This window comes from Moorena sp. (assembly GCF_982860115.1).
In genome coordinates this window covers 21,833-33,455 of record NZ_CEYLVT010000064.1, presented here as the reverse complement: position 1 = coordinate 33,455, position 11,623 = coordinate 21,833, and the positions used below count along the sequence as shown (strand labels likewise).

The following is an 11,623-nucleotide window of genomic DNA, read 5'->3' as shown; positions in this document are numbered from 1 at the left end:
TCCCGATTCCCGATTCCCGATTCCCGATTCCCGATTCTAAATTCTAAATTCTAAATTCTATTCAAAATCCTATTTATTTGCTTCAATATAAATCATCCGAGTTCGGATTGTAATTCCTTGGCTGGGAGAAGTCCAACCTACAATAAAATAATCTTCCATGGCATTATCGATGGCAATTTTCGAGTGGTCATAAACTGGAATAGGCACCTTTGTCATATATTCCTCTGTTGTTTCATCAAGGCTAAAAATAATTGTTTGGCGAGCAATCCGATTCATATGCTTAATAGCTGTTGCCACGTCTTCTACAAACAGCAACGAACTTAAACAAAAAACAAAATCGTAGGACTGGCTATCAAGTTCAGCTAGGGCTGTTTCAATCGGCTTGTGGATGGTTTTATACCCCCTTTTGGCCGCATAATCCAGCATCTTACTGGAAATATCAATCCCTGTATAGTCAAATTCTCCCTGCAACAACTCACTTAGGATACCTGTCCCACAAGCAATATCTAAAACACTGCCTTGATGGTGATTATGTCGATGGAATATTTTAACCGCTTCATTGACATACTCTACATTAGAACTGGGTGCCTTTAACACCTCGTCATACTTGGCAGCAAATTTATCATAATAGTCTTCAGCACCAATTTTTGTTGACATAGTTAGTTTTTATATTCCAAGTTAGAGCTAGTCTTAGTTAATGATGATAACTATCACTAGTCTTCATATACTAAATACCAAGGCGTAATTTTTCCATCATCCTCATAATATAAAAAGCGCTCACATTTTTCTGATGTTGAACTTGAATTATCATTTAGCCATCCTCTAAATTGGGGTAATGATTCCATCAATTCTGGAGTAATATTTTGATGGCTAGCAATTTTATTGACAGGAAAAATAGGACTTCGCATAAAGTACATTGCTAGCTTAAGTTGTTTACAGAAAACTATTAATTTTTTTTCCTTTGCTATTCGATGTATGTTATTCCCTAACTCTGCAACTATAGATGATCTGTCCTGTTTTTGAGCCCAGACAGTTCCTAACTCCACATAAGCTGGCTCTTTATCTGATTTTATTAAATCATGCCAAATAACGCAGCAGCCAACAATTTGACTATTTCTAACAACAAAATGAGTACAGCCATTTTCAAACATTTCCCATAATGTTTGTTCTGTAATGCGGTCTAAATAAATTTCAGGTTCTTCCTGAAGTTTTTCTATTAGTACCGATAACATCTCTCTTCGGGGTAATTCTTTCATGTTTTGTTTTCCTAGATAGCAATAAATGAATCAACAAAATTACTTCAAAAGTATAAAAATTATGAATCAATAGTGGTATTGAAAAATAACTCAAGTAATTAATCAGATGCAAGCATAAGTGATCAGATGCACCCAATTAATTATTTTTTATCTTTACTTCATAATTTTATTGATTATATGTTCAGATAACCTATAGTTTTTGAGAATATCTGGAGACAAGTATACCGCTCCTTGAATTTTGCCCAGACATTGTTCACTTCCGCACAGACAATCAAATCCCTGTGCCATAGACCACTCTGTCGATGGATAAAAGAATGTCATTGCTTCACCAATATCAATTTTATTCAAGCAGGTGACTACCATGTTAGTAGTATCAAAAAAAACATTAGGGGTACAACTGTGATTAATATATTGTAAAAACTCTGGGTCCAGCAAAATATGTTCTGTATCGTCGATTTGAACTGATAGATAATTGGGTTCTTTCACACGATCTTTAATGCCAAATGTTGCAATGGTATCGCCTGGATTAAATTTTACACAACTACGAAGTGATTTTTCTCCAGTCTCGGGACATTCCCAAATCTCTGCAAAAGGAGCTACTTGATATTTTTTAAAATTTTGAGACTTAACTTTTAGGGAAAATGTCTCTTTGATTACTGTGTTTTCCATGGTTTCCAGATGTCCCTCCGTTTTTCAGGTAATCATACCAATAAAGTAGCGCTCAATAGTTACTATAACAGATTGCAAGAACCTCTAGAATTTATAGATTCAATGTCAACCTAGGAGATTGGATAATAAAACTCGGAAAATCTTTCCTATCTTACTTTTTGTCAATTCTGGCAAGAAGTGTGTTTACAACCCAGATCCAAACGGTATCTATTATACATCTTAATTCGATTAGATCAAATCTGGATAATTCCCCACACTTAGAATATCCAGATTTGATCTTTCTATCCCTGCTCCTTTACTACCCTGAGTGCCCTGCTCTGATTACCAGAAAGTCTGGTTATTCAACGAAATTTGATTTTACACTCTATTATTGGTATTATTATAGGTTTATAAAATTTAAGCCCAAACAAAGCCTAAACTAGCTTGATCAGCGATGACTACCTCTGAATTACCCGGTCAAGTGTTATACTAGCGAGGGTCATAAATTAAGCTCATTAACAATCAGAACCAGCCCCCCAAAATAGCGTGAGGAGAAGAGATAAAATCCGCAGTTGTGGAAAGTATAGGAAGCAGGAAAATTTTTTTATGGCCAGTTGCTACATTGAAGGCTTGCAAACTATTCAACCGGTCGGGCCGTATTATTTGGGAGGTTGGTCATTAGGAGGTATTATTGCTTGGGAAATGGCTCAACAATTATCTGCTGCTGGAGAGGAAGTGGCTCTGCTAGCATTAATCGATAGCTATTCACCTGTTGCTATTGACCGACCAGAACAGATGGGTAGTGGTAAAGATGTAGTGATTTGGCTACAGTCTTGTCAAGGTAACGGGAGCTAAAATCACTACTTGTCTTCCACTACCGCATTTCCTGCGCTCCTATGGATAGTTATCCAATATGTTCACAAATATAAGACCACATTAAATCAGATGACTCTTGAACTACTGGTTTTCCTGAGTGGGTTTGGGCTTCCTCTAAACCAGTAACATTTAATGTGTTAATCTCAGATAACACTCGCTTGCCATCGTCATCCACTAATGTATCGAAGCCAAAAATGACTATGCCTTGCTCCAAGAAACTAGGAATAATCGTTTCGGCAATTCTGATTTCATCTTGATCCGGTTCGCCAACAGTTGTCGAACCCCCTGCTGACATATTGCAGATCCAAGAGTCTTCTTTAGGAATCCTGAGGAAACCTCCTGTCACTTTCCCATTGACCACTAGTACTCTCTTATCACCTTTGCTGTAATTTTTTAAGTACTTCATGGCTAAATAGTCACCACTATCTCTTAAGCTTTCTTCAATGACTGACTTGTATTCATCAAGGGAATATTGATTATTCCCTTCCCAAGCCTGGTCATCAACTATCCTTAGAATTCCTTTACCGCCATAACTGCGCAGAGGTTTTAAGACGATGGGAAAGTTTTGGTAAAATTCTAAAATTTCCTCCAAAGTACTGCAAAGTTTCATGGGTGGACACAGCTCTGGAAAGTTCAGAAGCGATGCCTTTGTATCTGTTTTTTTGATTCCTGATGGACGATTAATGATTTTATCTTCCGGTACATGACTGGTAATGAATTCAAAAAACTCATCGGGTATTGGTCGGTCTATCCTGAGAAAAATCAAATCATGATCCTTGAGGTCTGTTTTGATGCTGGCATTTAAGAATTGTTCCCCGCTTTCTTGAGGAACAAAGTTATCGTCAACCAACAAACTCATTAACTCAGTGGAAGTATAGTCATAGAAAAATTCTTTATTTTTGGGGTTTCCCCTGCTTGCCACTTTAATAGAGTCACAAACAGGATGTTTAGCCATAGTTCTCAGTAGGGGATAGATTGCACTTATTCCCCCGTGGGTATGATGATCAGTAATAGCTAGTATTCGATACTTTTTATTGGTCATGAAATAATTCCGGTAGTTTGGAAAACCCCGATTTAATTCGGTGGATGACGTATTGCATTTGCCTTTCGCCTAGGCAATTATATGACTTTGTGGCAGTTGTGGGAAGTGTGGTAGTTGTGGGAAGTGTGGGAAGTGTGGGGAGATGGGGAGATGGGAAGATGGGGAGATTGGGGAGATTTTTATTAAGCGATGCAGCGCGGTCTTGGGGGTTTCCCCCACTCGCTATTGCATCAAGACAGGGTAATTATCTCGATCCGAAACTTAGTCATAGCTTAGTTGTGACTTCTGACTTCTAACTTCTGACGCTAAGCGTAGCGCTATACTTGGCTGCTGCCGTGGTTTGGCTTAACTGATGACACGCCTCAGTTTGCTTTATTAGGAAATTTTGATAGTCTTAATAACAAACACTTAAGTCATATAGTACTACGCATTAAGGTGTTTGACATTGATACAAGCAGCAAAAGGTACGACCCGTGGCGAATTTAATAATTAGATGCGGAAAGCGCACCTAAGCTGTTTTAATCAACTTTTGCATGCATGCCTCTTGCCTGTTGCCTTGCGCGTAGCGCTATATTACACAGCTCAAGCCGGAGTCAGCCTGTGTTTGATAGATTTAGCAAACCAAATATGCGTCGTTGGCTGGGAGTATTGTTCCTCATCAGCCTGACATTATGTTTATGGCTGGGTAATCTACCCTTAATAACAAAGCAAGCAAGGATAGGAGAATTAGTCAACGCTCAAGATACCAATACAACTCAACAGGTAAATCAAGGTATTGAACGCTATGCTAGGGGAGATTATCGCGGTGCAATTTCCTTATGGACAGAAGCGTTAAATGTATATGAAAAAAGTAATGAAGCGGCAACTATTGCAATTGTTAATGAAAATTTAGCAAGAGCCTATCAGCAGTTGGGGGATACTCAGGAAGCACTTGGTTATTGGGAGAAGGTAATTTATTACTATCAGAGTATTGGGAATTTACAGAAAGTAGGGCAAGTGCTTACGGAACAAGGGCAAGCCTATAGTAATCTAGGACAACCAGGGAAAGCAATTGCGCTGTTATGCGGTCCTAATGACGACAAATCGCCAGGGAAGCGAGAGTGTTTGCCAGGGAGTGCATTACAAATTGCTCGTGAGCAACAGGATAAACTGGGGGAAGTGGCAGCATTAGGAAGTTTAGGTGAAGCTTATCGTCTCCGGGGTGATTACGACGAAGCAATCGACTATTTAAAAAGTGCCTTAGAAGAGGCCAAAACTTATAATAATCCAGGCTATCTTGTTTTGGTATTAAATAGTTTAGGTAACACTCATGCAAGTCGTGCTCAACTTTGGAATTTACGGGCCAAATCTGCTGCCCAACGTGGTATTCGTAAAGCCAAGGAATTTCAAACTAATGCCAGGGAAGATTATCAGAAGGCTTTGGGCTATTTTCAATCGAGTTTGACACAATCTCAAGAACAAGATGATAAATCGGCTCAAATGCGAAGTCTACTGAATTTAATTCAGCTTTATGAACGCACTCAAGACTTAAATTTAGTTGATGCCGCAACGATTAATGTAAATATTCAACAAGCTTTAGAATTACTCGCTCATTTACCAGATTCTGTTACGAAGGTATATGCAGCTATAGATTTAGCTAATGTACCTGATGGTGATCGTAATATTACTTCGCCCTTAACCCAGTGTTCAGTAAAGGGAAAATTAGCAGATGCACAAGCAACAACAATACTAAATCAGGCTATCGAAATTGCCCAAAGATTGCAAGCAACACGTGCTGAGTCTTATGGGTTAGGTGCCCTAGGTCATTTTTATGAATGTCGTGAAGCCTATCAAAAAGCTTGGAAATTAACTCAGAAAGCACTGTTATTAGCTGACCAAAATTTGCAAGCTAAGGATAGCCTTTATTTATGGGAATGGCAAGCAGGTAGGATATTACAAAAGCAGAACAAAGAGGCACAGGCGATTCCTTTCTATCAACGTGCCTATAATACCCTAGATAAAATTCGCAGTGATATTTTAATTGCAGAACGGGATTTACAATTTGACTTCCGGGATGTAATTGAGCCTGTTTATCGTCAGTTAGCCCAGTTCCGAATTGAGTTAGCTTCTCTGGATGAAGAAAATCGTAATAAAGAATTAAATTTGGCCTTAGAAACGGTTAATTCTTTAAAACTAGCAGAGCTACAAAATTATTTTGGCAATGATTGTATTGTAGCAGCTATTAATAATACTCAAGTTGATGAACTTCTAGAAAAAAACACAGCCGTGTTTAGTTCCATTGTTTTAGACGATGGGACTGCAATGATTTTGACTCTGCCAAATAAGGAAAAACACTTACACTGGATCAAAGCATCACGGAAAGATTTTAGAAATCAGATTGAAAAATTCCGCGAAGGATTAATATACGGTTCAGTGTCAATCGATTATGATACTACTGACGCTAAAACGTTATATGATTTGATGATTCTGCCTTTTGAAGATTATTTAACGTCGCAATCTATCGAAACTATTGTTTTCATTCAAGACAGTTTTTTGCGTGACATTCCAATGGCTGCCCTTTATGATAAAAAAGCTCAAAAATACTTAATTGAAAACTATGCGATCGCTACCACTCCTAGTTTAAGTTTAACTGCACCCAAAAAACTAACTACTCAAACAGATCGTGCGTTAATTTTGGGTGTCAGTAAAGAAGCAATAATTGACGATATCCCCTTCTCAGCATTGCCAAGTGTACCGTTAGAAATCAAAGAAGTTCAAAAACTATTTTCTAATCATAAACAGTTTATAGATGAAGACTTTGAAGCAAAAAAACTAGAAAATGAAATTCAAGATACCGTTTACCCAGTTATTCATATAGCAACTCATGCTCAATTTGGAATAATTCCTGAAGATACTTTTTTAGTTACAGGAAATAATAATAAACTCACCATCAATGAATTAGAAAAAGTTCTACGCCAATTAAGTGGCGGTGCTGCCTCTGTTGAACTTTTAGCACTAACGGCTTGTCAAACAGCGGTAGGTGATGAACGTTCTAGTTTGGGTTTAGCTGGGGTAGCGTTGCAAGTTGGGGTCAGAAGTGCAATGGCTTCCCTTTGGTCTGTGGTGGATGAATCTACATCTTTGTTAGTGAAAGAATTTTATAGAAATGTACATCAATTGGGAATGAGTAAAGCCAAAGCGTTACAAGCTGCTCAGCTAAAATTACTTAAGGCAAAAGAACTTCCAGAAATAAATAACCAATATGATAATCCTTCTTTTTGGGCACCGTTTATTATGATTGGGAATTGGTTGTAAAACCTAGATAGGGTTTGCTGAAAAAGTCTTTTGGTATTGGTAGGAGTCAGGAGTTAGGAGTCAGGAGTTAGGAGAAATGGGAATTATATAGGAGGTAGTCGGAAGACAAGTCCGATGATTTTTCTGCTCTTGTCTGCCCAAAAGGCTAAGTTATTGAGCTTTTTCGACCGAAAAGCTGGGACTTTTAGAGACCAAAAAAGGCGAAAACCTTTATCTGTCAATGCTTTGATAGTTAATCAGCAAGCCCTAGATATAGCACTACGCATTAAAGTTAGGACATTTATAAAAGCAGTAAAAGCTATTATAATCAGCTATTGCCTATTGCTAGCATGCCTATTGCCTCTTGCCTATTGCCTTGCGCGTAGCGCTATATCACTTATCCCTATTTACAATTTCCTCCAACCACCTAACTTTATCCGCATCTTCTTCTAACTCAGACTTAACGAGGTCTTCCACTAAACTGGAACCAACCTGTCCCATTTTTCCAGGTTGTGCCAAGGTTAGCGCTTCCATAAATGCTTCATACCAAAAATCAGCCCCAGCATAGATATCTACTTTCTGGGAACTATTAATTGTGGTAGATAGCCTACTTTTTATCTGTGTTGGCAACTCTACAACTCTGAATTCTGCCCTTTCGACTATAACACCATCTGGACAACGAATTGCCATCTGCCACAAATATTTTTTACCTACAGTTAATCCTGGGTGATTCTCTGGTAAAGACAGCTGAAAAACTCCTGGTTGAGTTTGCTTTTCAATGGGACTACCCAATTGTTTAAGTGTATTATTCGACTCAAACTCAAACAGTCTAAACTCTATTTGATGAGAACTGGAAACAAAGCCAGCAAAAGTGGGATGTACTGAAGCCGTTTGACTAACATAAGTCTGAGGTGCCAGGAGTGTCAAGGGTATTGCTTCACCTGGACATCCCCTACGACCTCCAGTTCGGGAATAGTCAGTAGCAGGTTTTCGATCACGTGGTTCAAAACCAGCTATAGCAGATGGCACAAACAATAGTAACAAACTGAGGGTACAGCTAGTTACTAGTCTGTAATTAATAGGTTTGTTAAGGAATGCTAAAAGTTGAGTATTCATACTGAAGGAGCGACGAAACAGGCTGAAATGCTTGGTATGTAAAGCTACTCGGTTTTTGTGGTAGAAAAAAAGAAGGTCTTATATTTACAACAAAACCTAACTATTGACAGGATGGGCTTTCCAATAGGCGAGTAAATCGCCCTTGGGTCGCACCGCAATGTTACCCTCATTATACTAAAACGACCTAAAAAGTAAATTCAGTTTAACCGATTAGATGTTTATAAAAAATTTGATTAATCTATTACAATAAATCAAAACGGTTAGTTCGTTCGTAAAAATTAGCAAATACTCTCTATTTAACGATTTTTTAAAAAAAGTATAATCAAAGCGAAGCAGCATTATTTTTACAAATGAGCTAGGATGGGTATAGTTATTTTTTGATTTGGTTACGACGACTTTTACGACCTGTTAATTGCCAGGTTAATTCACATAACGTTCCTTTAGTAAAAAGAGACTCACGTCTAAAATCACCTCCCAAACTTTTCGCAACATTTTTGAGTAACTGTGTCCCTTTGTTTTCAGAGAATGAGGACATACCAGAACCATTATCTTTTATGCTCAGAGTGTACCACCCTTGGTTTTCTTTACCAGTAGCTTCGACACGTTTTACGCCTTTAGCGTGTTTTCCAACATTGCACAAAGCTTCTTCGAGAAATAGGCATAGTTCTTGTCTTTGTTCAAGGTTCAAGTATTTATCATCAATGGGATCAAATGCACGGATTTTTACCTTCAGAGTTTTTAAATACTCCAAGTCATCACGTTCCAATGTACTGGTATATACTTGATAAAAAAGCTCATGAATAGGACGTTTTAACTCTAGCTTTAAACCGCTTCCTAATCTTATACTTTCTTCTGGAGTTAGTGCTTCTAGGTTCAGATACTCGCCAATTTCTCTGATTTCATGATTGAGTTTCTCTAATTGCAATAGCAATTGTTCTTGTGGCGCATCTTGACTTCGCAGATGCTTCAACACATGGGCTAGTGTTTGTAGAGGACCAGCATGAATAAGATCAAATGTATGTTTTATGGTACGTTGACGTTCCTTAATTTGAGACTTTAAACCCTGGTCATGTTGATAAAATGCAAACGCACTTAGTCCCAAACCATTAATTACTAAAATTAACAAACCTGGTACTAAAGAAACCCACCATCCCCATACTATTAGTAAATAGGTTATTCCAATTAAAGCCAAACTAGTAGCACCAACAGCTAATATATTTTTCCATATAGATTGAGTGATTCGAGCGATAATCATGGGAAAAATTCCCCAGATTATTATCCACAAGTATTCCCATTTATCATGCCAAACGTTTAAAAAAGCTCTGTTATTTAAAACACCATTAATTATCTGAGAACTAACATGAGCATGAAATTCTACACCATAAATCTGACCGTGATTTTTTGCATAGGAACCAGCAACTGCTGAAGTATTAAAAAGGTCAGGGACACTCTGAGCAGTGATGCCAATTAAAACAATCCGCTTATGAAATAAATTCGGGTCTAGTTGGCCAGATTTAATATCTTTGAATGATACGATAGGAAAGGGCTGTTTGCCACTCCTAAAATTAACTAATATCTTTAATCCACTATCATTACCCCTGATATATCCCCCAGAATTAGGTAAAAAGCGAGGGAATTCTTTGGTGTTAAACTTGATAGTATTAGGATCACTGATACCCGTTTCTATATTAACCCCTTGCGCAGATAAATAGGCTTTTGCGACGCGCAGGGATAGGGAATATTTGTCTTGATCGGGATTTTGGGGGTTTTGCGGTGATGGAGTCCAAAGCAAATAACGTCTATATTGACCATCTTGATCCGCAATCAGATCAGAAAACCCCACTTGCTGTTTCGGTAATTCTGGAGGTGGAGGAATTTGATCCGGTGGTAATATTTTTTCAATCCCAATGATAGTTTTGTTTTGCTGAAAGACTTTTATTAGTTTGGCATGATCTGGCTCAATAGGTATATCTCTAACAATATCAAGACCAATAGCAATTGGCTGATACTCTTCTATTGTTTGGATCAGTTCAGCAATTTTTCCATCTGGTATGGGATAACGTCCGATACTGCGGATGTCCTCTTCGTTAATACCCACAACTACAACCTTATCATCTGTTGGTTCCCCAGGACGAAGACGTAAAAAAGTATCAAGGGCCATCCACTCGAAAAATTGCAGTGAACCTATTAAACGTAGTATAACCACTATTATGATAACTGCTATTCCTGGAAGTGCAGCTTGTCGCCATATGGCAATTTCTGTGTTGAATTTTTTTCTAATTTTCCCTACCATATGACAATTGACAATGAAAACTACAAAATCCAGAATGCAAGTAGTCTTTAATAGTGTTTATGATCTATCAATATTTAAAACTACACCAACACAATTATTGAAATAGTTTAATGATTCAAAAACTAATCAATTAGTCCTTCTTCTCTGGCTCTATTCAGGGTTGTAATCCGAATATTTTTACCTTCTTGCTTGCAGTCTTGGGGATAAACACCGAGAACATCTTGGATTTTCGTCCAATAGGTACGCACCGCCCGTTCACATTTATACATGCGCTCAGAGATTTGTTTATCTGTCAATTCTTCCTCAGAGGCTAGTTTCAGGACTTCTAACCATTCTGGTTTCAGTTCTAATCCAGTTTTAATATCTCTTGTATGGGTTGCTCCTTTTAGTGCTAAGTCAACCCTGATTAACATTTCCGATTCCGAAAGTTCCTTTTCGGCAATTACAAAGCCACCTTCATAGTTATCAATCTCATGTTTTATTCGTACCAGTGTCTTGACATGACTGCTTTGCACCAGGAAATTCTGTTGGGGATAGTTTTTTAGTAACTTCTTAAGTAAGTAAATACCAGTATCAATTTCGGCACTCATTCCTGGCTTTTCTGGTATACACAAATCCATCACCAACAGGTCAAAGTTAGAATTAGCGATTTCCTTTTGAGCTTGTTGTGCGGTTTTTGCTTTGACTATTTCTGCGTCTGGATACTGTTGGCTTAGCTCGTTGACTGTTCCTTTTAAAATTAGTTGATGGTCATCTACTACTAAAATCTTCAAGTTACTGGTATTGGGTAAATCTTGATGGATTGTTAACCGATCAGAGCTGGCATTGAGCATATCACCTTCTCCTCTAGTTTGTTTTAGCTAAATACACAAAATTTAAAAATTTTTGGCTGACACCAGGGCTAGACTTAATATAAGTTCATTAATAACTTGTTTATCTTCTGATGCTGTCTTTACTTATAGTATCGGAGGTGGACTTAATAGGATATACAGAAAAGTGTATATTTTCTGACGGGGTGACAAACAGCCTTGGCCTTTCGGCCACGCTACGCGAACAAAGGTTTACTGGGTGTGGGGTGTGGGGTGTGGGGTGTGGGGTGTGGGCGAAGGGGAAACTAGA

General features: G+C 38.0%; 10 protein-coding genes. 3 read left to right on the top strand and 7 right to left on the bottom strand.

Annotated features, from left to right (window positions below; all coding sequences use genetic code 11):
• Positions 1 to 69 precede the first annotated feature (69 nt).
• From AC4II3_RS13305 to AC4II3_RS13295, 3 genes are all read right to left on the bottom strand, one after another.
• Positions 70 to 657, bottom strand: coding sequence for a class I SAM-dependent DNA methyltransferase (locus tag AC4II3_RS13305; protein ID WP_488015349.1), 588 nt, complete (start codon positions 655 to 657; stop codon positions 70 to 72).
• 56 nt (positions 658 to 713) lie between these two features.
• A complete protein-coding gene (locus AC4II3_RS13300) occupies positions 714 to 1,256 on the bottom strand; it encodes a hypothetical protein (RefSeq protein WP_488015348.1) in 543 nt (180 codons plus the stop codon).
• Between the two features lie 153 nt (positions 1,257 to 1,409).
• Positions 1,410 to 1,925: an SET domain-containing protein-lysine N-methyltransferase gene (locus AC4II3_RS13295; RefSeq protein ID WP_488015347.1), complete on the bottom strand. Its 516-nt coding sequence runs from the start codon at positions 1,923 to 1,925 to the stop codon at positions 1,410 to 1,412.
• 585 nt (positions 1,926 to 2,510) lie between these two features.
• Between AC4II3_RS13295 and AC4II3_RS13290 the strand changes: the two genes are divergently transcribed.
• Positions 2,511 to 2,759: a thioesterase domain-containing protein gene (locus tag AC4II3_RS13290; protein WP_488015345.1), complete on the top strand. Its 249-nt coding sequence runs from the start codon at positions 2,511 to 2,513 to the stop codon at positions 2,757 to 2,759.
• Positions 2,760 to 2,808: 49 nt separating this feature from the next.
• Here AC4II3_RS13290 and AC4II3_RS13285 read toward each other — a convergent pair whose 3' ends face one another.
• Positions 2,809 to 3,822 carry an ATP-grasp domain-containing protein gene (locus AC4II3_RS13285; RefSeq protein WP_488015343.1) on the bottom strand — a complete coding sequence of 338 codons (1,014 nt, stop codon included), beginning with the start codon at positions 3,820 to 3,822 and terminating at the stop codon, positions 2,809 to 2,811.
• A gap of 44 nt (positions 3,823 to 3,866) precedes the next feature.
• On the opposite strand from AC4II3_RS13285, the gene AC4II3_RS13280 reads away from it, so the two are divergent.
• Positions 3,867 to 4,118, top strand: a complete 252-nt coding sequence (locus AC4II3_RS13280; protein ID WP_490722825.1) for a hypothetical protein — start codon at positions 3,867 to 3,869, stop codon at positions 4,116 to 4,118.
• A gap of 304 nt (positions 4,119 to 4,422) precedes the next feature.
• On the top strand, positions 4,423 to 7,116 hold the full coding sequence (locus tag AC4II3_RS13275) for a CHAT domain-containing protein (protein WP_488015341.1): 2,694 nt from the start codon (positions 4,423 to 4,425) through the stop codon (positions 7,114 to 7,116).
• Between the two features lie 372 nt (positions 7,117 to 7,488).
• On the opposite strand, the gene AC4II3_RS13270 is transcribed toward AC4II3_RS13275, so the two are convergent.
• From AC4II3_RS13270 to AC4II3_RS13260, 3 genes are all read right to left on the bottom strand, one after another.
• Positions 7,489 to 8,211, bottom strand: coding sequence for a DUF928 domain-containing protein (locus tag AC4II3_RS13270; RefSeq protein WP_488029432.1), 723 nt, complete (start codon positions 8,209 to 8,211; stop codon positions 7,489 to 7,491).
• A 370-nt stretch (positions 8,212 to 8,581) separates the two neighbouring features.
• Complete coding sequence (locus AC4II3_RS13265; protein WP_488016782.1) at positions 8,582 to 10,504, bottom strand: sensor histidine kinase; 1,923 nt, start codon at positions 10,502 to 10,504, stop codon at positions 8,582 to 8,584.
• Between the two features lie 122 nt (positions 10,505 to 10,626).
• Entirely contained in the window at positions 10,627 to 11,337 is a 711-nt protein-coding gene (locus AC4II3_RS13260; protein ID WP_488016781.1) for a response regulator, read from the bottom strand.
• Between the last annotated feature and the right edge of the window lie 286 nt (positions 11,338 to 11,623).

What these genes read in the sequence shown, in the direction of transcription:
- AC4II3_RS13290 (WP_488015345.1), top strand. Translation starts at nt 2,511, where the DNA reads ATGGCCAGTTGCTACATTGAAGGCTTGCAAACTATTCAACCGGTCGGG.
- AC4II3_RS13285 (WP_488015343.1), bottom strand. Translation starts at nt 3,822, where the DNA reads ATGACCAATAAAAAGTATCGAATACTAGCTATTACTGATCATCATACC.
- AC4II3_RS13305 (WP_488015349.1), bottom strand. Translation starts at nt 657, where the DNA reads ATGTCAACAAAAATTGGTGCTGAAGACTATTATGATAAATTTGCTGCC.
- AC4II3_RS13295 (WP_488015347.1), bottom strand. Translation starts at nt 1,925, where the DNA reads ATGGAAAACACAGTAATCAAAGAGACATTTTCCCTAAAAGTTAAGTCT.
- AC4II3_RS13270 (WP_488029432.1), bottom strand. Translation starts at nt 8,211, where the DNA reads ATGAATACTCAACTTTTAGCATTCCTTAACAAACCTATTAATTACAGA.
- AC4II3_RS13265 (WP_488016782.1), bottom strand. Translation starts at nt 10,504, where the DNA reads ATGGTAGGGAAAATTAGAAAAAAATTCAACACAGAAATTGCCATATGG.
- AC4II3_RS13280 (WP_490722825.1), top strand. Translation starts at nt 3,867, where the DNA reads ATGACGTATTGCATTTGCCTTTCGCCTAGGCAATTATATGACTTTGTG.
- AC4II3_RS13300 (WP_488015348.1), bottom strand. Translation starts at nt 1,256, where the DNA reads ATGAAAGAATTACCCCGAAGAGAGATGTTATCGGTACTAATAGAAAAA.
- AC4II3_RS13260 (WP_488016781.1), bottom strand. Translation starts at nt 11,337, where the DNA reads ATGCTCAATGCCAGCTCTGATCGGTTAACAATCCATCAAGATTTACCC.